At 65.5% G+C, this 22511-nt stretch carries 23 protein-coding genes; 11 read left to right on the forward strand and 12 right to left on the reverse strand.

Annotation, left to right across the window (positions count from 1 at the left end):
- Nucleotides 1–160: 160 nt before the first annotated feature.
- From CWS35_RS25730 to CWS35_RS25740, 3 genes are all read right to left on the reverse strand, one after another.
- On the reverse strand, nt 161–1357 hold the full coding sequence (locus tag CWS35_RS25730) for an NADH:flavin oxidoreductase/NADH oxidase (protein ID WP_100956663.1): 1197 nt from the start codon (nt 1355–1357) through the stop codon (nt 161–163).
- Between the two features lie 131 nt (nt 1358–1488).
- The gene (locus CWS35_RS25735; protein WP_100954516.1) at nt 1489–2067 is read right to left on the reverse strand and encodes a TIGR00730 family Rossman fold protein; all 579 of its coding nucleotides are present in this window, start codon (nt 2065–2067) and stop codon (nt 1489–1491) included.
- Between the two features lie 105 nt (nt 2068–2172).
- Nucleotides 2173–2928 carry a bifunctional 2-polyprenyl-6-hydroxyphenol methylase/3-demethylubiquinol 3-O-methyltransferase UbiG gene (locus CWS35_RS25740; RefSeq protein ID WP_100954518.1) on the reverse strand — a complete coding sequence of 252 codons (756 nt, stop codon included), beginning with the start codon at nt 2926–2928 and terminating at the stop codon, nt 2173–2175.
- A 157-nt stretch (nt 2929–3085) separates the two neighbouring features.
- Between CWS35_RS25740 and CWS35_RS25745 the strand changes: the two genes are divergently transcribed.
- The 4 genes from CWS35_RS25745 to CWS35_RS25760 all read left to right on the forward strand — a co-directional run bounded on the left by CWS35_RS25745 (nt 3086) and on the right by CWS35_RS25760 (nt 5538).
- Nucleotides 3086–3766, forward strand: a complete 681-nt coding sequence (locus CWS35_RS25745) for an HAD family phosphatase (RefSeq protein WP_157817231.1) — start codon at nt 3086–3088, stop codon at nt 3764–3766.
- 129 nt (nt 3767–3895) lie between these two features.
- On the forward strand, nt 3896–4354 hold the full coding sequence (locus CWS35_RS25750) for a GNAT family N-acetyltransferase (RefSeq protein WP_100954521.1): 459 nt from the start codon (nt 3896–3898) through the stop codon (nt 4352–4354).
- 65 nt (nt 4355–4419) lie between these two features.
- Nucleotides 4420–5058, forward strand: a complete 639-nt coding sequence (locus CWS35_RS25755; RefSeq protein WP_100954523.1) for a VOC family protein — start codon at nt 4420–4422, stop codon at nt 5056–5058.
- A 186-nt stretch (nt 5059–5244) separates the two neighbouring features.
- Entirely contained in the window at nt 5245–5538 is a 294-nt protein-coding gene (locus CWS35_RS25760) for a PAS domain-containing protein (RefSeq protein WP_100954525.1), read from the forward strand.
- Nucleotides 5539–5600: 62 nt separating this feature from the next.
- Here CWS35_RS25760 and CWS35_RS25765 read toward each other — a convergent pair whose 3' ends face one another.
- On the reverse strand, nt 5601–6512 hold the full coding sequence (locus CWS35_RS25765; protein WP_100954527.1) for an amino acid ABC transporter substrate-binding protein: 912 nt from the start codon (nt 6510–6512) through the stop codon (nt 5601–5603).
- Nucleotides 6513–6867: 355 nt separating this feature from the next.
- Between CWS35_RS25765 and CWS35_RS25770 the strand changes: the two genes are divergently transcribed.
- From CWS35_RS25770 to CWS35_RS25790, 5 genes are all read left to right on the forward strand, one after another.
- A complete protein-coding gene (locus CWS35_RS25770; protein ID WP_024583536.1) occupies nt 6868–7509 on the forward strand; it encodes an HAD family phosphatase in 642 nt (213 codons plus the stop codon).
- A 91-nt stretch (nt 7510–7600) separates the two neighbouring features.
- Complete coding sequence (gene glp, locus CWS35_RS25775) at nt 7601–8812, forward strand: gephyrin-like molybdotransferase Glp (protein ID WP_100954529.1); 1212 nt, start codon at nt 7601–7603, stop codon at nt 8810–8812.
- 244 nt (nt 8813–9056) lie between these two features.
- On the forward strand, nt 9057–9761 hold the full coding sequence (gene lexA / locus CWS35_RS25780; protein ID WP_024583534.1) for a transcriptional repressor LexA: 705 nt from the start codon (nt 9057–9059) through the stop codon (nt 9759–9761).
- 274 nt (nt 9762–10035) lie between these two features.
- Nucleotides 10036–10464 carry a hypothetical protein gene (locus tag CWS35_RS25785; RefSeq protein ID WP_100954531.1) on the forward strand — a complete coding sequence of 143 codons (429 nt, stop codon included), beginning with the start codon at nt 10036–10038 and terminating at the stop codon, nt 10462–10464.
- A gap of 176 nt (nt 10465–10640) precedes the next feature.
- The gene (locus CWS35_RS25790) at nt 10641–10868 is read left to right on the forward strand and encodes a hypothetical protein (protein WP_024583532.1); all 228 of its coding nucleotides are present in this window, start codon (nt 10641–10643) and stop codon (nt 10866–10868) included.
- On the opposite strand, the gene CWS35_RS25795 is transcribed toward CWS35_RS25790, so the two are convergent.
- The 3 genes from CWS35_RS25795 to CWS35_RS25805 all read right to left on the reverse strand — a co-directional run bounded on the left by CWS35_RS25795 (nt 10865) and on the right by CWS35_RS25805 (nt 15373).
- On the reverse strand, nt 10865–13150 hold the full coding sequence (locus tag CWS35_RS25795; protein WP_100954533.1) for a ComEC/Rec2 family competence protein: 2286 nt from the start codon (nt 13148–13150) through the stop codon (nt 10865–10867). The genes CWS35_RS25790 and CWS35_RS25795 overlap by 4 nt on opposite strands.
- Nucleotides 13151–13274: 124 nt before the next feature.
- Entirely contained in the window at nt 13275–13661 is a 387-nt protein-coding gene (locus CWS35_RS25800; protein ID WP_024583530.1) for a nuclear transport factor 2 family protein, read from the reverse strand.
- 32 nt (nt 13662–13693) lie between these two features.
- A complete protein-coding gene (locus CWS35_RS25805) occupies nt 13694–15373 on the reverse strand; it encodes a glutamine--tRNA ligase/YqeY domain fusion protein (RefSeq protein WP_100954535.1) in 1680 nt (559 codons plus the stop codon).
- A 154-nt stretch (nt 15374–15527) separates the two neighbouring features.
- On the opposite strand from CWS35_RS25805, the gene gltX reads away from it, so the two are divergent.
- Together gltX and gltA are read left to right on the forward strand one after the other, a co-directional pair.
- Nucleotides 15528–16949 carry a glutamate--tRNA ligase gene (gltX, locus tag CWS35_RS25810; protein ID WP_100954537.1) on the forward strand — a complete coding sequence of 474 codons (1422 nt, stop codon included), beginning with the start codon at nt 15528–15530 and terminating at the stop codon, nt 16947–16949.
- A 160-nt stretch (nt 16950–17109) separates the two neighbouring features.
- On the forward strand, nt 17110–18411 hold the full coding sequence (gene gltA / locus CWS35_RS25815) for a citrate synthase (RefSeq protein WP_024583527.1): 1302 nt from the start codon (nt 17110–17112) through the stop codon (nt 18409–18411).
- A gap of 32 nt (nt 18412–18443) precedes the next feature.
- On the opposite strand, the gene CWS35_RS25820 is transcribed toward gltA, so the two are convergent.
- From CWS35_RS25820 to lpxA, 5 genes are all read right to left on the reverse strand, one after another.
- Nucleotides 18444–18779, reverse strand: a complete 336-nt coding sequence (locus CWS35_RS25820; RefSeq protein WP_100954539.1) for a helix-turn-helix transcriptional regulator — start codon at nt 18777–18779, stop codon at nt 18444–18446.
- A 6-nt stretch (nt 18780–18785) separates the two neighbouring features.
- Nucleotides 18786–19445, reverse strand: coding sequence for an SRPBCC family protein (locus tag CWS35_RS25825; protein WP_100954541.1), 660 nt, complete (start codon nt 19443–19445; stop codon nt 18786–18788).
- Between the two features lie 112 nt (nt 19446–19557).
- Nucleotides 19558–20736 (reverse strand): lipid-A-disaccharide synthase, encoded by a 1179-nt coding sequence (gene lpxB, locus CWS35_RS25830; protein ID WP_100954543.1) that lies wholly within the window; start codon nt 20734–20736, stop codon nt 19558–19560.
- Nucleotides 20736–21593 (reverse strand): LpxI family protein, encoded by an 858-nt coding sequence (locus CWS35_RS25835; protein ID WP_035636671.1) that lies wholly within the window; start codon nt 21591–21593, stop codon nt 20736–20738. The genes lpxB and CWS35_RS25835 overlap by 1 nt, the downstream gene beginning before the upstream one ends.
- Nucleotides 21594–21612: 19 nt before the next feature.
- A complete protein-coding gene (lpxA, locus tag CWS35_RS25840) occupies nt 21613–22407 on the reverse strand; it encodes an acyl-ACP--UDP-N-acetylglucosamine O-acyltransferase (RefSeq protein WP_024583522.1) in 795 nt (264 codons plus the stop codon).
- Nucleotides 22408–22511: the final 104 nt, after the last annotated feature.

Here is a 22511-nt window from a genome sequence, read left to right on the forward strand (position 1 = left end):
TCTAACGGCCGGCAACGTTTCGCAACATCCGGCCCGCTTCACCCCGACGCGGGGCACCACACAACGGCTTTTTGGTCGGATCAAGGCCGCCTCGTCACCGGACCATTACGGTCCTGTTAGAGTGCCCTGGCCGCACCAGCCCGACCATCGAACGTAAGCCTCAAGACAGTTCCTTGCCAGTCTCGCCGGCTGCCAGGGGCTCCTCCCGCAACCCGTTCTGCCAGGTCGACGGCTGGGTCCCGAAGCCGCGCTTGGCCCGGCTGCCCAGCCAATAGCCAAACTGCGGAGGAACATTGCGAAATGGTCCTTCAACCCCGAGTTTCAGCGCGGCATCCATCGGCCAGTTCGGGTTATTGAGGATTTCCCGGCCGACCGCGATCAAATCTGCTTGTTTATCGCGCAGGATTTGCTCGGCCTGATCACCATGGATGATCAGGCCGACCGCCATGGTCATGATACCGGCATGCGCCCGGACATATTCCGCAAGCGGCACCTGATAGTTGTATTTGATCTCCTTGCCCAGGATCGGCGCCATCTCGCTGATTCCGCCCGACGAGCAGTCGATGACATCGACGCCCTTCCCTTTCAGGACCCTGGCCAGCCGCGCGCTCTGCTCCGGTCCCCAGCCGGCATTGTCCTCGACTGACAGCCGCACGAACAACGGCTTGTGATCCGGCCAGTGCGCGCGCACCGCTTCCGTCACCTCGATCAGGAAGCGCATCCGGTTGGCTTCCGAGCCGCCGTATTGGTCGGCGCGCTGATTCGAGCGCTCCGAGAGGAATTCGTGGACGAGATAGCCATGGGCGCCGTGCAGTTCCAGAACGTCGAACCCGGCCTCATGCGCGCGCCGTGCCGCCTGTCCCCAGGCGGCGACGAGGTCCTTCACTTCCGCCGTCTCCAGCGCCCGCGGCACCGGCCAGCGCCCGCTATGGGCGATCGCGCTCGGCGCCACTGGCGTCCAGGCATCCCAATCCTCGATCTCGGCGCTGCGCTCGAGCGGACGGTCGCCTTCCCAGGGACGACTCGCGCGCGCCTTGCGGCCGGAATGGCCGAGCTGGATGCCGGCGATCGCATTCTGCTGCTTGATGAAGCCCGCGACGCGGCCAAGGGATACTACGAACTTGTCATCCCAGATGCCGAGATCGCCGACCGTCCCGCAGCCGCGGCGTTCGACCTTGGTGGATTCCACGATCACGAGGCCCGCGCCGCCGGCGGCGAACTTGCCGGCATTCATCAGGTGCCAGTCGGTCGCAAAGCCTTTCTCCGCGGAATATTGGTGCATTGGCGGCACCACGATGCGGTTCTTCAGCGTGACGCCGCGGATGGTCATCGGCGAAAACAGCAGCATCTCGGACATGGTTTCCTCTTGTCGCGTCGCCTGCCCGGCACACGCCGAACCGATCCTGTTGATGACGACGATAGCCGTCAGTCGCGGCAATCGGTAGAGGGCCTCCGGCAAATCTGATCAGCGCTGCGACCTGCAATCGCTCACAGCCATTTCGGCACGTCGCTGCGCACGAAATGACGCAATTGCCCGATCAGCACGACGGGATCGGGATCGACGCAGATCGAATGCCGGTGCGCCGGCGGCAGGAACCTGCACGTCACCATGTGGTCGATGAACGCCAGGAACGGCTGATAGAATTCGGCGATATTGAGCAGGCCGACCGGCTTGTCGATCTCCGACAGCTGGTTCATGGTCCAGACCTCCATCATCTCCTCCATCGTCCCGATACCGCCGGGCATCGCGATGAAGGCGTCGGCAAGTTCGGCCATCCGCTCCTTGCGCTTGCGCAAGGTGGCGACGATCTCGCTGCGATGAAGATTGGGATGCGTATGGCCCTTCAGCCGCAGCGCCTCAGTGATGACGCCATGCGCGGTGCCGCCGGCCTCGATCAGCGCATCGGCGACCACGCCCATCAGGCCCTTGGTGGTGCCGCCATAGACCAGGGTGATGCCAGCCTCCGCCATGGCCCGGCCAAGCCGGCGCGCACCATCGGCATAGGCATCGGAGTTGCCGAAGTTCGAGCCGCAGAACACGGCGATGCTGGAGATCGATCGAGACATCTGGACGCCCTGACGACATTTCGCTGCGAATGGCGTAGCCGGTGCCGCACCGTTGCGCGAGCGCAACATACATTCGGTGACAGGGACTGCAATATGTCGTCCGCTCTACGTCATGCGGGCGCAAACGCATATCTGCCGTCGGCTACTTCCAGTCAGCGGGCTCCGGTCAAAATCGCCGATGCGTTCGACGAGGCGCAGGCCGCCCGACGCAACCAAGAGCGGCATTTCCTGCGGAAAGATGCTGCGCATGCGCCAGCTGTTCGTGAAAAAGTCCCTCTCCTGCTCGCTCGACCAGTACCACTCGACGTCGCTGACCTGTGCAATCGGATCGTAGTGCCGCAGCGCCTCCTCGACCGTCAACCTTCCGAGCGTGTCGTGGGTGACCGCCCCCGCCAGTTCGCGCTGGCCCGGCTTGCGGCTCAGCAGGCCGAAGTTCGGCATGAAGGCGTCGAACACCAGCCGGCCCTCCGGGGCGAGATGCCGTCCCGCCGCACGAAAGAAGCCTTCGAAATCGGCCAGGCTGTGCAGATGCAGGATCGCGTTCGCAGCCAGGATGATGGTGTCGAAGCTGCGTTCGAGGTCGAAATTTCGCATGTCGAGTTGAATGAGGTCGAGCTCGACCGCCTCGGCCCGCGCAAGCGCGCCCGCTCGCGCCAGCATAGCGGCGGAGAGATCCGCTCCCGTGACCGATAGCCCGGCCCGCGCCAGCGGAATGGCGAGACGGCCGCTTCCGCAGCCGCAATCGAGAACGCTGCCGCCGCGCTCGGAAGCCATCTCGACATAGAAGCGTTCAATGACCGGATCGTGCGCGCCCATCAGGTCGTACAAATCGGGATGGTCGTAGAGGCTGTTCTGTTCCATAAGGAGGATCGTATCGGCTGAAGCGCATCAAAACCAGCAGTCAAGCCACGATGGCGCGAATCGCGTGCCCTTGCGCAAACCTGAAGTCGGCCAATAGACTGCACTCCGCAAGACTTCCGCACAACGGCTTCCAGCTCCATCAAACACGAGACGTGTCGTGCAGCTACCGCGCAGGCCCAAGGCAGTCATCTTCGATATGGATGGCACGTTGATCGATACGATCCCGATTTATGCGACGGCAATGGTCCAGGCCGGACTGGACGTCGGGCATCCGGTTTCGCAAGACTATGTCCTGACGCTCGCGGGGTTGCTTGGCGCCGAGCTGGAAGCGAGATTGGTCGCGGATTTGGGTGCGACATTCCCCGTCGCAGCCTATTTTACTTCGGTGTCCGTGCACCTTGCGCCGCTGCTGGCCGCCGGCGTCCCGTTGAAGGCCGGCGCGCGCGAACTGCTGGAGGCGCTGTCCGACGCCGGCGTGCCGTTGGCGATTGCGACCTCAATGAAGCGTTCGGAGGCCGTCCATCATCTGGAGGCAAACGGCATCGGCCAGTTCTTTCTGCATGTCGTGGGACGGGACGATGTGGCACGTGGCAAGCCTCATCCCGATGTCTATCTGGAAGCGGCCTCCCGCCTCGCCATCGCGCCGCATGATTGCGCGATCCTCGAAGATTCTTTCAACGGCGTGAAAGCGGCCCACGCGGCAGGCGCCATGACCATCATGGTCCCCGACGTCCTGGCCCCAACGGACGATGTTCGGGAGCTGTGTGCGGTCGTGGCGCCAAGTCTACACGAAGTCAGGAAGATGCTCTGGCCAACGGCTCGACGGATCACCGTTTGAGGCGGTCGCCACCCCGAGTGGGCAACTTCGCGATCTCATGCGGCCGTCCGCCCATTCGCCATGTGCAAAGGAAACAGACGCCGGTCTCTGATAGTATTCCCGCCGAGCCGCATTCCCTGGGATCAATCCATGACCGAAGCCATCGTGCGCACGGCGGCAGACCATGATCTGCCTCAGCTGTTGAACCTTTACCGACATCTTCATCCGCACGATCCGGAACTGGAGACAGCCGCTGCCGAGCGTGTCTGGTCGAACTTGCTCGCATCCGGCTTCACGACCGTGATCGTGGCGCAGGCAGCGGAGCTGCTGGTGTCCTCCTGCACGCTCGCAATCGTACCCAACCTGTCTCGCGGCGGCAGATCATACGGGGTGATCGAGAATGTGGTGACCCACGCCAGCCACCGCCGGCTGGGACTGGGCCGGCGGGTTCTTGCCCATGCGGTCGACATTGCCAGTCGGGCCGACTGCTACAAGGTGCTGCTGGCGACGGGCTCGAAGCGGGAGACCACCTTGCGCTTCTATGAGGGAGCGGGCTTCGAGCGTGGCGGCAAGACCTATTTCGAAATACGCCGCCCCACGCAAGCGTAGCCCGGAACAACGAATGCGATGCCGGACGCAGTCGCTGCGCTCATGGAAGCCGGAAAGGGCCGGTCGTGTTGAAGCTTGATCATCTGACCGTGATCGCGCCGAATTTGGCCGAAGGGGTTGCCCAAATCCGAGCATGCCTTGATCTCGACGTCCCGTTCGGTCAGCGCCACGACTACATGGGAACGCACAATCACCTGCTCCGGCTTGGCGGCACCGTTTATCTGGAGATCGTTGCCGTGGACCCCGACGCCCAACGCCCGCTTCGAGCCCGGTGGTTCGGGCTGGATGACCGCAAGCGCGTAACGACCGAGTGGGACGCCGGTCGTCGTCTAAGAGGATGGGTCGCACGGACGGACGTGATGGACGGGATGCTCGCACGCTGGGGCGACATCTTCGGAAGCAAGGTCGCCTTGCCGCCGGCGAACTCGACCTTTGACTTCGCCATTCCCGACGACGGCTCCCTTCCGCTCGACGGCGCCGCGCCTTCCCTGATCGACAGGCGCGGCAAGGAGCGCTCGATGGCGAACATTGCCGACCTCGGCGCGCGGCTGATCTCGTTTTCGCTTCAGCATCCCGAAGCCACGTCGATCTCGGAATTCTATCGGACGCTGGATATCGATCAGCCGCCAACGATCCTCCACGGCAGCGATCTTCGCTATCGAGCGCGGATCGAGACGCAAGGTCGCCTGAGAGAGCTCTTGTGAATCGATCACCACTGAATTGCAGTCGACGCAGTCCGGATGAGCACAGCGATATCCGAGGCCCCGTCGGCCGAACATGAGTGACACCCGCCCCTTTGCTTCGCCCATGCGGGCCACTCGCGGGTTGATCGCGCGGAGCCATGCACCTACAAGGAAGCGAACCAATGGCCACCCAACGGACAAACGCAAATGACGGCAATCGTCAAGGTCGACCGAAACGGGATTATCACTTGTTGGAACGCGGCCGCGGAACAGCTTTTCGGGTTCACTGAACTTGAGGCAATCGGAAACCCGCTGGAATTGATCATTCCGCAGCCGTCCCATGCCTGCCATCGGCAGGGCTTTGCGAGCTATATCGAGTCGGGCGTCAAGACACTCCCCGACACGGTGACTGCGGTGGGTCGCCACAAGGACGGGCAACTGGTCAAATTTCAGATTTCTACAACGGCCGTGGTCGATGCCGAAGGCATGGTCGCGGGGTAGAAGGTCTGATGCGCGCCAGTTGACTTCTCCGTTGCGAAGCTGCTGCAACATAGCAACGCGAACTATTTGCCCATACCGTACACATCCGGGTCAAAACTCGAGCTCGGATGAGCGAACGCGTTGCGCAGTTCGGGCGACATCGGGACGTGGTAGTTGATACCCTTCGGCGGGGTCGGCGCCTCCAGCCACTTCCGGTACATGACCTCGATCTCCGGGCTCTTGTAGAGCTCCGCGGTGGCGCGGTCGGCGAGCGCCTTGAACGGCGCGTCGTCCCGGCGCAGCATGATGCCGAACGGCTCCGCCTTCGAGAACGCCTCCTCGCTGATCATGTAGAGCGCCGGCGCCTTCGAGCGCGCGATCGCAACTGCCAACTGGACGTCATCGAGCGCGTACGCCTGGGCACGATCGGTCTCCAGCATCAGGAAGGCCTCGGCCTGGTCCTTGGCCGGGAGGATGTTGATGCCGAGCTTGCGCTCGTTGTTGACCTTGATGAGCTGCGCCAGATTGACCGATCCCGCGACCGCGGTCACCGACTTCCCCTTCAGGTCGTCGATGGTGTTGATGTTGGACGATCTCTTGGCGGCGAACCGCGTCGCGCTGAGGAAATGCGTATTGGTGAACGTCACCTGCTTCTGGCGATCCGCACTGTTGGTGGTCGCCGAGCAATGCAGATCGATCGTGCCGTTGACCATCAGGGGAATCCGGTTCGACGATGTCACGGGGAGATAGTCGACGGCGATCCCTGGCATGCCCAGCTCCTTCTTCACTGCATCGACGATCCTGAGGCAGATATCGAGCGCGAAGCCGATCGGGCGCGCGTTGTCGTCGAGATAGCTGAAGGGAACCGAGGCCTCCTGATAGCCGAGCGTGACCTTGCCGGTTTCCTTGATCTTTTGCAGCGTGCCCGACAGCTCTTCAGCGGCCGCGGGACCTGCGGCGAGTATGAGAGCGAAGAGGATGGCGGGCAAACGCATGGGCTACTCCTGTGCGGTCGTCGTGACGAGGGTTGCGTACCCGAGCCAAGAGTGCCGAAGCGACGCATGGCGTGGTGATAGCCGACCGGCGGCTCCGGGGGTAGATGAGGATGTGTCTATCAGCTATCGCGCTTTGCGATGATCGGCTGCGCAGCTGTGCGACAAACCAACCCCATGTCAGAATGACGAGTCCCATCCACGACATCCGCCGCGGCGTATGGGTCCCTGCTTCCGCAGGGACGACGCGTGGAGAGGCGATGGATTCTCCTGCACCGGCCGCGAGACTGGTCGCATACCTGCCGCACAAATCGACCACATTGCCGCCTGCCCGCAATTTTCGTACACGGTTCACGCAATGACATCGCAACTCTCTCCCGATTCCGTCGACGTGCTGCTGTTCGATATCGGCCGCGTCGTGATCAACATCAGCTTCGATCGCGTGATGGCGCATTGGGCGGAGCATGCCGGTTGTGCGCCGGCGGACCTCGCAAGCCGCTTCGTGGTCGACGACAGCTTCAAGCATCACGAGACCGGCCGGATCGACGACGCCGCGTTCTTCGCCAATCTGCGCCAGTCGCTCGGCATTCGCCTCAGCGACGCCCAGTTCCTCGATGGCTGGAATTCGATCTTCACCGGCGCGATGCCGGGGATCGCGCCGCTGCTCACGGCCGCCGCCGCACGGATGCCGCTCTACGCCTTCTCCAACACCAATCCGGCCCATGTCGCGCATTTCTCGGTCGCCTATGCCGATCTGCTCAGCCATTTCCGCACGGTGTTCCTGTCCTCGAGCATCGGCTTCCGGAAACCCGACGCCGAGGCCTATGATCATGTGGTAGAAGCGATCGGCGTGCCGGCGTCGCGGATCCTGTTCTTCGACGATTCGGCCGCCAATATCGAAGGTGCGCGGGCACGCGGCCTTCATGCCGTCCACGTGACATCGACGGATGACGTGGCACGGGCGCTGGGCGCGCTCGGAATTGACAGGTCTGGTGTTTGACCCATTGGAATTGCCCTTGGGAATTGCCTTTGGAAATTGCCTTTGGGATTTCCCTGTGGGAATTGCCCTTGCGAATTGAGGAGCTCCGAGCGTGGCCCTGATGCCGGTTGCCGATGCCCTGTCCGCCATTCTCGCCGGCGCCGAGCCGTTGCCGTCGGAGATGGTCGCGCTCGATGCCGCCTACCACCGCACGCTGGCGGGTGATCTCGCGGCGCGGCGTACCCAGCCGCCCCAGCCGATGTCGGCGATGGACGGCTATGCCGTGCGCGCCGCCGATGCCGCCGATCTCTCGGCCCGGCTCAAGGTGATCGGCGAAGTCGCCGCCGGCCGGCCGTTCGAGCGCACTGTCGGCGCCGGCGAAGCGGTGCGGATCTTCACCGGCGGGGTGATCCCCGATGGCGCCGACGCCATCGTCATCCAGGAAGACACCGCGGTCGACGGCGACCACATCACGATCACTGAGACTGCCACGGCGGGACGGCACATCCGCCCCGCCGGCGTCGACTTCCGCGAGGGCGACGTGCTGCTCACCGGCGGCAGCCACCTCTCCGACCGCGCGCTCTCGCTTGCGGCCGCCATGAACTATCCGGAACTCGCGGTGCACCGCCGCCCGAAGGTCGCGGTGCTGGCGACCGGCGACGAGCTCGTGATGCCGGGATCGCGGCCCGGTCCCGGCCAGATCGTCTATTCCAATGGCTATGCGCTGCGGGCGCTGGCGCGCGCGGAAGGCGCCGAGACCGTCGATCTCGGGGTTGCCGCCGACACCGTGGAGGCGACCACGGCCGGCATCCGCCGGGCGCGCGAGGCCGGAGCCGACGTCCTGATCACCACCGGCGGCGCTTCAGTCGGCGACCACGACCTGGTCAAGCAGTCGCTCGAAGCCGAGGGCGTCGCGATGGCGTTCTGGCGGATCGCGATGCGGCCGGGCAAGCCGATGATGCACGGCCGGCTCGGCGCGATGCGGGTGATCGGCCTGCCCGGCAATCCGGTGTCGTCCTATGTCTGCGCCTTCCTGTTTCTGGTGCCGTTGATTCGTGCGCTGAGCGGCCGCAAGACCATTCATCATGTCCGCACGAGCGCGCTGCTCGGCCGCGACCTCGCCGCCAACGACCAGCGCGAGGACTATCTGCGCGCTCGTCTCGAGGAGCGCGCGGACGGCTCGCTGGTCGCCACGCCCGTCATGCAGCAGGACTCGTCGCTGCTCGGGAATCTCGCTGCGGCGCGGGCACTTCTCGTGCGTCCGCCGTTTGCGCCCGCCGCTGCCAAGGGCAGTGAGTGTGAGATCCTGACGCTGCCGGAGTGAGGCTTTCGCGGCTCGCTGGTTGCGCGTTGCCTTGACCCGTTCACCGGAAATTAAGTGGTTGCGGAACACATATCGAACATATAGTGTCCGTTCATGATTTGTTTCGAGTACTGGTGTCTACAAACGGGAGGCCGCCAGGGAGCGCTTGCAGCAAGCACCATGCTCCCGAGGTCAGGCCCGGCCTGCAGGCCCCACTGAAGAGTCTCGGAATCGAACGACACTATCAACCGGGGGAATACTCGAGATGCTCACGCGCAAACAGTACGAACTTCTGCGTTTCATCAATGAACGTCTGAAAGAGGCCGGCGTGCCGCCCTCCTTCGACGAGATGAAGGATGCGCTCGACCTGCGCTCGAAGTCCGGTATCCACCGCCTCATCACTGCGCTGGAGGAGCGCGGCTTCATCCGCCGCCTGCCCAACCGCGCCCGCGCCATCGAAGTCATCAAGCTGCCCGAACTCTCCGCCGGCGGCGGCAACGGCCGCCGCGGCTTCACCCCGAGCGTCATCGAAGGCACCCTCGGCAAGCGTCCCGCGACCCCGCCGGTCGCCGAGGACGACGGCAACCGCCCGGTGGCGGTCCCGGTGATGGGCCGGATCGCGGCCGGTACGCCGATCGAGGCGCTCCAGACCCGCAGCCACACCATCAGCGTGCCGCCCGACATGCTCGGCACCGGCGAGCATTATGCGCTGGAAGTGCGCGGCGACTCGATGGTCGATGCCGGCATCCTCGACGGCGACATGGCGCTGATCCAGCGCAACGACGTCGCCAACACCGGCGACATCGTGGTGGCACTGATCGACGAGGAGGAAGCCACGCTGAAGCGCTTCCGCCGCCGCGGCGCGTCGATCGCGCTGGAGCCGGCCAACACTGCCTATGAAGTGCGCATCCTGCCGCCGAACCGGGTCCGCATCCAGGGCAAGCTGATCGGGCTGTATCGCAAATACTGAGCGCAAATACGTGTACTGAGCCGCAAATACTTGCGGCGGCGAGGAACGAGCGACACATCGGATCGTTCCTTGGAAGATAGCGCAAGGTGCAGTCTGCCCGATGCGCTCCGATACCCTCCCACGCAGCGTCGCGTGTTTGTGATCGGAGCGTTCAACGGCCAGTCGTACAATCGCCTCGAAACGAGCCGACACTCGTTCGCTATCGTCCACTCTGGTAGAGGCCCATGCCTCAAGGAGAGGCACGGGTCGCTACCTCGAAACGAGGAGCCATCCGATGTGTGACTATAGTCTGCACGCCGTGGCATCGCGCCCCGCCATTGTCGGAGAGACGCTGATCACGACGACCTTCCGCGGCACGTCGACCCGCGGCTTTGCTTCGGAGAACGATCCCACTGTCGCGGTCTGCATGCTGCCGGGTACCGAGCTCGCTTTCGTCGAGAACGTTCGCTACGACAGCCGCTGGATCTGGACCAAGACGATGGGCTTCCGGGTCGGCGTGTTCAACGAAGTCGAGCCCGACGTTCCGGATCGACATCATGACGCGGTCGAATTCCCCGACGGCAGCCATGTGCTGGTGACCCAGCTGGTCGAGGGGCAGCGCGTCAGCGTGCTGCAATTGCCGGCGCTGCATCCGGCGGTCGAGCACAAGCCGAAGGTCGTGGAGCGGCGGCCCTCCGCATTCGCGTCGCTGTTTTTGGGTTAAACGCATCGTCGCCGCGGAACGAGCTGTTCGGCGGCGAATGACCAAAGCGATTTCGAGCGACCCCGGACGTCGGGTTCCGGGGCGCGCTGGAAGATTTGCGTCGGCGGGCGCCTTGGCGCATCATCGCGCGCGGAGCATGTGCACCCACGGAGAGTGCACCCAAGGAAAGCCGCGCAGTGGTCGACAAGGTCACATGGCAGAAGGCTGGACGCGTCACGGAGCCGGGTCGCTACATGTTCCGGTTCGGCTGGCTGACGGTGACGGCCGACGATTTGAAGGTCTGGGAGCAGTTTCCCGAGGCGACCTTCACACTCGTCAGGAAACCCGACGCCGGCCCCGATTCCGATGAATATCATCTCGGCCTGTTCGAACTGCCGACCGGCCCCTCGCCGGACAACGGCTAATCCTCGCCCTGTAGATCGCCCTCAGCCGGCGTCGCGTCCACGGCGGGCCGTGGCGCGGCGGCAGGCGCGCGCAGCGATGTCTCGCTCTCGCCGTCGCCAGGAACCGCAGGCGACCACGGCCGGTCGACCCCGCCGGGCCTGACCGCGTCGATGGCAAAGCCGTCCTTCGTCCGCCGCAGCACCAGCGCGCCGTGGCGCCGCAGCCGCTCGCCATCGACCACGGCGGCCGCGCAGCCTTGCGGCGCCGGCCGTGCCGTGACGATCAACACCGCGCGCTCGCAATCGTCGGCCAACGCCTCCGGCCGCATCGCCAGCGCGACGAAGCCGCCGCCGGGCCCCTGGCTCACGCAGCCGCTCGCATCACAGGACACGCCTTCGCCGAGCGAGGCATCGGTGGCGGTCCTCGCATCGGCGTCGGCCGCCAGCCACTCCTTCACCAGGAAGGCATCCTTGGCGCTGGGCATCAGATGCAGCCGCCCGTCGCCGCCGCGTACCGCGACGTTGCGGCCGTCGGCGGAGACCAGCACATCCGGCTGCGGCACCCGCACCGCCCACGCCGAGGCCACCACCAGCAGTACGGCGCCCGACCAGCGCAGCGGCGTGCGCAACAGCCCGAGCAGGATGATGCCGGCGCTGGCCAGGATCATCGGTCCGGTGCCAAACGCCGCCATCCGCCCAACCGCGCCGGGCAGCGCGGCGACCCATTGCGTCACCAGGATCATCCAGTCGATGCCAAATCCCATGATCGCCCAGAATACGCCGTCGAAGCCGAACGGCATGGCGGCGAGCCCGAGCAGGCCGGCCGGCATCACGACCGCCGACACCACCGGCATCGCCGCGAGGTTCGCCAGCAGCCCATAGGGCGTCACGCGATGGAAATGGAACGCGGCGTAGGGCGTGGTCGCGAGCCCCGCCACCAGCGAGGCCAGCATTAGCACCATGAGCTCGCGCCCGCCCCACAGCGCCACCCGCGCGGTCACCGAATGGTCGGGCGACGCCAGGAGGTTCGGCAGCCCGATCTGTACCAGCGCGACCAGCCCGAGCGTCGCGGCAAACGACATCTGGAAGCTCGGGTGCACCAGCGCCTCCGGCGCGATCGCGAGCACGATCAGCGCCGCCACCGCCAGGGTGCGGAAGGTGATCGCACGGCGGTCGACGATCACGGCGATCAGCACCACCGCGGTCATGAAGAACGACCGCTGCGTCGCGACCTCGGCGCCTGAGAGCAGCAGATAGAATGCCGCGGCGACGAGCGCGGCCGCCGCCGCCCACTTCTTGATCGGATGTGCCGCCGTCAGCGCCGGAAACAGCGCGAGCAACGCCCGCACCGTGAAGAACACCACGCCGGCGACCACGGCCATGTGGTAGCCGGAGATCGACAGCACATGGCCGAGCCCCGAGATGAACATCGCATCGTTGACCGGCGTCGTGATCGCGTCGCGCCGCCCGGTAAGCAGCGCGGTGGCGATCGCGCGCTGGTCGCCATCGAGCGTGGTGCGGATGCGGGCGTCGATGGCGTCGCGCAGGCCTTGCATGAAGGCAGCGTAGCGCAGCGCGAAGCCGCCGGCCGCGGGCGGCTCCCTGGTCTTGACTGCACCCATCACGAAGCCGGACGCGCCGATGCCCTGGAAATACAGGTCGCGGCCGAAATCATAGGAGCCCGGACGCTGCGGCCCGAGCGGCGGCATCAGTCGCGCCTTCAACTCGACGAAGCTGCCGACCTCGGGCGCCGTGCCCTTCTTCACCGAGAGCCTGACGCGCTCCAATCTGGTGTTGTCGCGCGGGCTCTCCATCGACACCACGCGCAGCACGAAACGGTCGGTCTTCTCCCGGATGTCGCGCGTCTCGACGAACCCGGTCAGCGCCACCGAGAACATCGGGCGCGCCAGCACGGCATGCGCGATCCTCGCCGTCTTCCAGGTCGCCGTCGCAAAGCCTGCGGCGACCGCGGCCAGCAGCACCAGCGCGGCAAACACCCTCCGCCGCCGCAGCAGAACGGCGAGCAGGCCGAGCGCAATCGCGACGATGGCCGCGACCGCCAGCACCGGCTCGTGCTCGGCCGCGAAATAGAACGCAATGCCGGTCCCGAACGCCACCGGCACCCAGGGCAGCAGCCGGCCAGCGCCCGCCTCCGCGCGCGCCCATTGCCGCAGCGTCTCGACGAAAGGCCGCCAGGTGCTGGCGGACACCGGGACATAGCCACCGGCAGGCACAGCAGCGCGCGGCGGCCACGTCCCGGCATAGCCGCGTTTGCCGCCCGGGGTGGTGCCCTGCTCCGCCATTCCGCTTGCGATCCCTGCCGGGCGGCAGGCTAGCGGATGCCGCAGTCACCCGACTAGCGGAACGGAACCGAAACACGCAACCGGGGGCTGTGACCTGTGGGGACAGCCGGGCGCTGGCAGGAGCCTAGATCAGCGGTGTCTGCGACGAGACGTGGTGGCAGGCGATCTTCCAATCGCCCTCCTCGCGCGTGATCACCCAGGTGATCTTGACGACGAGCGACGGCGCGTCGCCGTCGAGGAAGAAGGATGCGATGCCCGCCATGTTGACGAGACCGTCGTTGACCCGATCGGTCCTGACATCGCTGAATTGAACGCGCGGCGCGCGCCAGCGCGGCAGGCCGGCAAAATAGGCTTTGACGCCGTCGCGGCCGCGATACAGCGTCGGGTTGGAGCCGAAGAAGAACGCGTGCTGCGAATAGAGCGCCGAGAGCGCGTCGGCGTCGAGCGTGCTGAATCCGGCAGACCATTTGGCAATGATGCCGGAGGCGATATCGTCGGTTTCACTTGGCATCGATCGCGTCCGTCTGTTGTCGCTCTACTGCGCTAGCTCTTGCCGCCGACTTCCTTGGCGAAGGTGTCGCGCAGGCCGATGGTGCGGTTGAACACCAACCTGTCGGGCGTCGAATCCGCATCGCGCACGAAATAGCCCTGCCGCTCGAACTGCATCGCGTCGGGCGAATTGCCCTCGGCGATCGCGGGCTCGACCCGGGCATCGCTGAGCACTTCCAGCGACTGCGGATTGAGGTCGGCGGCGAAGCTGGCGGCGTTCGGGCTCGGGTTGGCGAACAGCTGGTTGTAGACGCGGATCTCCGCGGGCTTCGACTGCGCCGCCGGCAGCCAGTGCATCGTTGCCTTCACCTTGCGGCCGTCAGGCGCGTTGCCGCCCTTGGTCAAGGGATCATAGGTCGCGCGCAGCTCTGTGACCTCACCGGCGTCGTTCTTGATCACGCCCGTGCATTTGATGAAGTAGGCATAGCGCAGCCGCACCTCATTGCCGGGCGAGAGGCGGAAGAACTTCTTCGGCGGGTTCTCCATGAAGTCGTCGCGCTCGATATAGAGCTCGCGCCCGAACGCGATCCTGCGGGTGCCGGCTTCCGGATTGTCGGGATGGTTGATCGCCTCGAGCTCCTCGACCTGGCCTTCCGGATAGTTCTCGATCACGACCTTCAGCGGCCGCAGTACCGCCATGCGGCGCAGCGCGGTGCGGTTCAGCTCCTCGCGGATACAGAATTCGAGCATGCCGACATCGACCACGCTGTTGGCCTTGGCAACGCCGATCCGCTTGATGAATTCGCGCACCGCCGCCGGCGGCACGCCGCGCCGCTTCAGGCCGGCGATGGTCGGCATGCGCGGGTCGTCCCAGCCGGAGACATGGCCGTCGCGGACGAGCTGGGTCAGCACGCGCTTGGACAGCAGCGTGTAGGTCAGATTGAGCCGCGCGAATTCGTACTGATGCGGCTTCGAGGGCACCGGCAGCTTGTCGAGCAGCCACTCATAGAGCGGGCGGTGATCCTCGAACTCCAGCGTGCAGATCGAATGGGTGATGCCTTCAATGGCGTCCGACTGGCCGTGCGCATAGTCGTAGCTCGGATAGATCGACCATGTGTCGCCGGTCCGCGGATGGTGCGCGTGCAGGATGCGATAGAGCACCGGGTCGCGCAGATTGATGTTGCCGGCGGCCATGTCGATCCTGGCGCGCAGCACGCGGGCACCGTTGGAGAACTCGCCGGCCTTCATGCGGCGGAACAGGTCGAGGTTCTCCTCGACCGAGCGGTCGCGGAACGGCGAGTTCTTGCCGGGCTCGGTCAGCGTACCGCGCGAGACGCGGATCTCCTCCTGCGACTGGTCGTCGACATAGGCATAGCCCGCCTTGATCAGGCCCTCGGCCCAATCGTACAGGCGCTCGAAATAATCCGACGCGAAGAAGAGGTTTGTCCCCCAATCGTAGCCGAGCCAATGGACGTCGGCCTGGATGGAGTCGATGTACTCCTGCTCCTCCTTGGTCGGGTTGGTGTCGTCGAAGCGCAGATTGCACTGGCCACCGAACTCCTGCGCGATGCCGAAATTCAGGGCAATCGACTTGGCGTGGCCGATATGCAGGTAGCCGTTCGGCTCCGGCGGGAAGCGGGTCACGATCCGGCTGTGCTTGTGGGAGGAGAGATCGGCCTGGACGATGTCGCGGATGAAGTCGCGCCCTACCTCTGCCGTCGTGTCAGTCGTCATCAAATGGTTCCCTGGAGGAGTCTGGCTGATCTTCTGCCAAATTCGGGCCGTCGGGCCAAGCCCGGTTTGCCCGCTCAAATGCCCGCCCAAGCCTTTAGTTATGTTCGGTTCCTGCTATACACCACCGCCGTTCACACATACGTCTTGCAGCAACATGACCGATTCCGTCGTTACCCGCTTCGCCCCCTCGCCGACCGGCTTCCTCCATATCGGGGGTGCCCGCACCGCACTGTTCAACTGGCTCTACGCCAAAAAGCTCGGCGGCAAGATGCTGCTCCGGATCGAGGACACCGACCGCCAGCGTTCAACCAAGGAGGCGATCGACGCCATCCTGGACGGCCTGAAGTGGCTGGAGCTCGATTGGGACGGCGACGTCATCTACCAGTTCAGCCGTGCCGCCCGCCATCGCGAGGTCGCCGAGGGCCTGCTTGCCGCTGGCCGGGCTTACCACTGCTATGCGACGCCTGAGGAGCTGACGGCGATGCGCGAGAAGGCGCGCACCGAGGGCCGGACCCGGCTCTATGACGGCATGTGGCGCGACCGCGACCCCGCGACCGCCCCTGATGGCATCAAACCGACCATCCGCCTCAAGGCGCCGCAGACCGGCGAGACCGTGATCGAGGACCAGGTCCAGGGCCGCGTGGTCTGGCAAAACGAGAACCTCGACGACCTCGTACTGCTGCGCGGCGACGGCACCCCGACCTACATGCTCGCCGTCGTAGTCGACGACCACGACATGGGCGTCACCCACATCATCCGCGGCGACGACCATTTGATCAACGCGGCACGCCAGAAGCAGATCTACGACGCGCTGGAGTGGGAGCTGCCGAGCATGTCCCACATTCCGCTGATCCACGGTCCCGACGGCTCGAAGCTGTCGAAGCGCCATGGCGCGCTCGGCGTCGATGCCTATCGCGCGCTCGGCTATCTGCCGGCCGCCTTGCGTAATTACCTGGTCCGGCTCGGCTGGAGCCATGGCGACCAGGAGATCTTCTCGACCCAGGAGATGATCGACGCATTCGACCTCCCGGGCATCGGCCGCTCCGCGGCGCGGTTCGATTTCGCCAAGCTCGAGAACCTCAACGGCCACTATATCCGGCAGAGCGACGATCAATCCCTTGTGACCCAGTTCGAGAGCGTGCTGGATTATGTGCCGGAGGGCGCCGCGCTGAAGGCCAAGCTCAACGACACCACCCGCGCGCAATTGCTGCGGGCGATGCCGAGCCTGAAGGAGCGCGCCAAGACGCTGCTCGAGCTGATCTCGGGCGCCTACTTCATTTTCGCCGATCGGCCGCTCGAGCTCGATCCGAAAGCTGTGGCGCTACTGACGCCGGAAACGCGCGCATTGATCGGCCGCCTGCGCGCCGCGCTGGAAGCCGTCAACGACTGGACCGCGGAAACCACCGAGACCGTGATGCGGAATTTCGCCGAGCAGAACAATCTGAAACTCGGCGCCGTGGCCCAGCCGCTGCGGGTGGCGCTGACCGGACGTACGACGTCGCCGGGCATCTTCGACGTGCTGGCGGTGCTGGGACGCCAGGAGTGCCTCGCCCGTCTCGCCGATCAGGCGGCGTGATCCTGCATGGACCCCCTCCAGGGTCCATCTTGCAGCGCACATTGCAATGAGCTACCCATCCCCGGACGCTTTCTCCACAAGCCGTTCCGCCCGGCCATGGGCCGCAATTTAGCGACTGGGCATGGTCGGTTTTCGCAACGAATTCATCGGGGATATCACGATGGACGCAAAATCCAGCAAGACAGCCACACTTACCATCGGCAACAAGAACTATGATTTCCCGATCCTGAGCGGCACGGTTGGGCCTGATGTCATCGACATCGCCAAGCTCTACGGCCAGGCCGGGGTGTTCACCTACGACCCCGGCTTCACCTCGACCGGCAGCTGCCAGTCGAAGATCACCTATATCGACGGCGACGCCGGTATCCTCGAATACCGCGGCTACCCGATCGAGCAACTCGCCGAGCACGGCGACTTCCTTGAGACCTGCTACCTGCTGCTCTACGGGGAGTTGCCGACCCCGGCGCAGAAGAAAGAGTTCGACTACACCGTCACGCACCACACCATGGTGCATGAGCAGATGGCCCGCTTCTTCCAGGGCTTCCGCCGCGACGCCCATCCGATGGCGATCATGGTCGCTGCCGTCGGCGCGCTGGCTGCGTTCTATCACGACTCCACTGACATCAACGACGCGAAGCAGCGCGAGATCGCCTCGATCCGCATGATCGCGAAGATCCCGACGCTGGCGGCGATGGCCTACAAGTACACGGTCGGCCAGCCCTTCGTGTATCCGAAGAACTCGCTGTCGTTCGCCGAGAACTTCCTCAACATGTGCTTCGCGGTGCCCTGCGAGGAGTACAAGATCAATCCGGTGCTCGCTGACGCGCTGGACAAGATCCTGATCCTGCACGCCGACCACGAGCAGAACGCCTCGACCTCGACCGTGCGCATCGCCGGCTCCTCGGGCGCCAACCCGTTCGCCTGCATCGCGGCCGGCATCGCCTGCCTGTGGGGTCCGGCGCATGGCGGCGCCAACGAAGCCGCGCTCAACATGCTCTACGGTATCGGCAAGGTGGAAAACATTCCGGACTTCATCGCCAAGGTGAAGGACAAGAACAGCGAAGTCCGCCTGATGGGCTTCGGCCACCGCGTCTACAAGAACTATGATCCGCGCGCCAAGATCATGCAGAAGATGTGTCACGCGGTGCTCAAGGAGACCGGCCACGGCGACGATCCGATGCTCAAGGTCGCGCTCGAGCTCGAGAAGATCGCGCTGAGCGATCCCTACTTCATCGATCGCAAGCTCTACCCGAACGTCGACTTCTATTCGGGCATCACGCTGAAGGCGATGGGCCTCCCGGTGTCGATGTTCACCGTGCTGTTCGCGGTTGCCCGCACCGTCGGCTGGATCAGCCAGTGGAGCGAGATGATCGAGGATCCGCAGCAGAAGATCGGCCGTCCGCGTCAGCTCTACACCGGCGTCGCGCGGCGCGACTATGTGCCGATCGACAAGCGCAAGTAAGCATCGTCGCTAACACGTTCAAAACGGCGCCATCATTCCTTCTGGCGCCGTTTTCTTTTGCCTCGGGCGACTTCGGTGGCGAGCGCGTCGAGGCGTGGCAGCCACAACGCCCTGAACCGGTCGAGCCAATCATCGACCTCGCGCAGCCGCCGCGGCTCGACGGCATAGATGCGGCGCGTGCCGTCGGCACGCACCGTCGCGAAACCGGCGTCGCGCAGGATCCTCAGCTGCTGCGACACCGCCGATTGGGTGATGCCGAACTCGCGCTGCACGACCGCGACGACTTCGCCCGAACTGTGCTCGCCGGTCGCCAGCAACTCCAGGATACGCCGGCGGACGGGATCGCCGAGGATGTCGAAGGCGTGCACGACGCGCTAGCCTCCGCTGCCCGGCTCGGGTTCACCCAGATAGAACGCTGTCGTGTTGGCTTGCGCCCTGCGCGCGGCCGCCTCGTCGGTGCCGGCCTTGATCGAAGCGCGACACCAGTCCTCGCTGCTGCGGCGGATGAAATCCTTGCCGCCGTCCGACGCAGGCCACGCCGCGGCGGCCGCGCGGTCGAATGGCTGTCCCGGCGGCGTGGCGAAGTAGAGGGCGAGCCCCACCAGAGCGAGGTCCCAGCCGACGCCAACCGCGCCAGGCCCGTAGCGATCCCAGAAATCACCTTCGATGAGCGAGAGATGCTCGAGTTCCAGGCGTGTTCCCCTGGCGCCGTCATCAGCCAACGTCACGGTCACCCAACTGACCGTGTCCGCAAACTCCCAGGTCACCGCAAGCCGACGCGGCGGCTCGCAGGCCGTGATCTGGCCGCCGGCCTGTCCCTCGAACTGGTAACGGCCGCCGAGTTTCAGATCGCCTGAGATTGGCAGGAACCAGCGCGGAATGCGCTCGGGATTGGTCAGCGCGTCCCAGAGATCGGTGATGTCGGTGTCGTAGCTGCGCGTCGCAATCACCGCCCGCGCCGGCTTGCCATCGCGTTCCCTGACGGTGACCTCACGAATGACGGCGCCGACATAAGCGACAGGATCGATTCTCATGGGCAGCTCCGTACTAATATTAGCAATTACTAATATTAGTACGGCCTAATTATTGGAGGCAAGTGGAACCTGTGCGGCCGGATGTCGCCGCGACCAATATGATGAACCGTAGCTAGGTCGAACGCCGGTCCATTTCAGCCAGCACGATGTCGGCGGCGCGGACGCTTGGCGGCTGGTCGCCGGTCGACATCTTCCCGTCCATCGTCGCGAACGCCACCAGTTGCCGCAGCCGCTCGGGCGAATCCGCCAGCACCTCGCCCAACGCCTGGGCCAGCTTGTCCGGCGTGCAGTCCTCTTGCAGGAACTCGGGAATGATGTCGCTGCCGATCACGAGATTGGCGAGGATCACCGACGACACCCGGATGGCCCGGCGCAGGATGAACGCCTCGGCAGCGCCGACGCGATAGGCCGTCACCATCGGAATGCCCGACAGCGCGAGCTCGAGCGTCACCGTGCCCGACTTTGCCAGCGCCGCGCGCGCCACGCGGAACGCGGCGCGCTTCTCGGTCTCGCCGACCGCGAGCCGTGGCACCACCGGCCACGACGCGACGCCTTCGCGCACCATCGCCTCGAGATGCGGCATGGTCGGAAGCACGAGCTCGAAAGGGACCTGTTGGTTGAGCTGCCCGAGCGCCGCGCCGAACAGCGCCAGATGATGCCTGATCTCGCTGCGCCGGCTTCCAGGCAAGACCAGCAGGACCGGCGGCTGCGCATCACGCCGCCTGTGCTCGTCCTCGTTAGGCCGCAGCGAGGCGAGCTGTTCGGTCAGGGGATGACCGACGTAACTGCAAGGCGGTCCGTGCAGCTTGCGGTACTCCTCCGGTTCGAACGGCAGCAGCGCCAGCACGTGATCGACGTAACCGCGCATCGCACGTGCCCTGCCTGGCCGCCAGGCCCAGACCGACGGCGAGACGTAGTCGATGATCGGGATATCCGGATTGCGCGCGCGAACACGGCGGGCGACGCGATGGGTGAAGTCCGGGCTGTCGATGATGACCAGCATATCCGGCGCGTCGGCCAGCACCGCGTCGGCGGTGCGGCTGATCAACCGCAGGATCTTCGGCAATTGCTTCACGACGGCGGCGAAGCCCATGATCGAGAGCTCTTCGATCGGGAATAGCGGGACGATGCCCTCGGCGGTCATCGCCCGGCCGCCGACACCGGAGAATCGCACGGCATCGCCAAGCCGTTCGCGCAGCACCTGCATCAGCGCCGCACCAAGGCGGTCGCCGGATTCTTCCGTCGCGATCAGGAATATCTTGCGGCCGATGCTGAGGCTTTGCGCTTGCATCAGCCGGCCAGTCCGATGACGAACAGCCCTTTGGCGTCGGCAGTCTCGATCAGCGCCTGCGGCTCGGCTGCAAGCGTGTTGCCGGCGATCACGGCAATGCCGGCGATGCCCGCCGCCGCGGCGCCCTCGACCGTCCGCGGCCCGATCGTCGGCAGATCGAAGCGCAGGTCCTGCTTGCTCTTCGGCGCCTTCACCAGCACGCCGCGACCGGCCTTGGCGCGGATTCGGCCCTCGGCGCGCAACCGCGCCACGCGCGCCAGGAGCCCGTCGGTGCCTTCGATGTCCTCGACCGCGACCACGTGACCGTCGATCACCACCGCGGCCTGGCCGATGTCGAACGGACCGAGCGCATCGAGCACGCCGCGGCCGCGCGCGATGTCGGCGAGCGCGGTGCTGTCCGGCGTCGTGCGCGTCACCGCGCCCTCCGGCATCAGGAGATCGGGCGCAACGTCCTTGATCCCGACCATGCGGAATCCCTGCTGCTCGAGGATGCGGCCGACGCTCGACAGCAGATGATCGTCGCCGCCGCGAAACGCGCGCACGACATGGCCAAGCAGGCGCAGCGTGCCCCAGTCGAGCCGGATCTCCGACAATGCGGGACGCACCAGGGTCCCGATGAAAATCAGATCGCGGCAGCCTTCATCCCGGAACAGCCGGGTCGCACGCCCGAGCTGGCCGACCGAGATCCAGCGGTGGCGAAACCGCTGCGCGCGCGCCGGATCGCAGGCACCACGCAGCGCGAACAGCACCGGCGTGATACCGCGCGCGGCGAGCTGCTCGGCGACCGCGAACGGCATGGCGCCGCCGCCGGCGATCACGCCAACCGGCGAGGAAAGCGAGGGAGCCGCTGACGTCATGCTGGCGGCCATCCCCTGCTCAGTTGCTGTCGGCGGGAAGGCAGAGCGGTCGCAGCTTGCCGCCCGCGATGAAGGTGAGGATCTCCGCGATCGCGGGATCTTCGCCGGCCAGCGGCTGCACCGCGGCGAGCCGCTCCGCGAAGATACCGGGGCCGTGGAACAGCTTCTGATAGAACGCACGCACGGTTGCGAGCCGCGCCTTGGTGAACTGGCGCCGCCGCATGCCGATGATGTTGAGGCCTTCGAGCACCGCGTACTGGCCATTCGCAAGTCCGAACGGAATGATGTCGCCGCGCACGCCGCAGACGCCGCCGATCATCACCTGTGAGCCGACGCGGGTGAACTGGTGCACCGCCGAGAGGCCGCCGATGTAGACGAAGTCGCCGATCTCGCAGTGGCCGCCCAGCGTCGCCGAGGTCGCGAAGATCGCGTTGTTGCCGACCATGCAGTCATGGCCGACATGGCTGTTGTTCATGAAGAAGCCGCGGTCGCCGACGCGGGTGAGCCCACCGCCCTTGACCGTGCCGACGTTCATCGTCACGCCCTCGCGGATCGTGCAGGCTTCGCCGACCTCAAGGCGGGTCGGCTCGCCGCGATAGCTGAGATCCTGCGGCGGCCCGCCGAGCGCGGCAAACGGCGAGATGACGCAACCGGCGCCGATCCTGGTGTGCCCGCTGATCGTGACATGGGCGATCAGCTTGCAGTTTTCGCCGAGCACGACGTCGGGGCCGATGATGCAGTACGGACCGATCTCGGTGCCGGCCCCGATCACAGCGCCGTCGGCAATCCGCGCAGTGGGGTCGATCATGCTCATGCAGGTACGGTCCGGAATTCGTGAGTGGCGCCAAAGCGCTATGCTGTCGGGTTCGGCGGTCGTTAGCGCGACTTTGCCTGCCCTGTCCAGTGACGTATCATGAC

Source organism: Bradyrhizobium sp. SK17, from assembly GCF_002831585.1.
GTDB lineage: Bacteria > Pseudomonadota > Alphaproteobacteria > Rhizobiales > Xanthobacteraceae > Bradyrhizobium.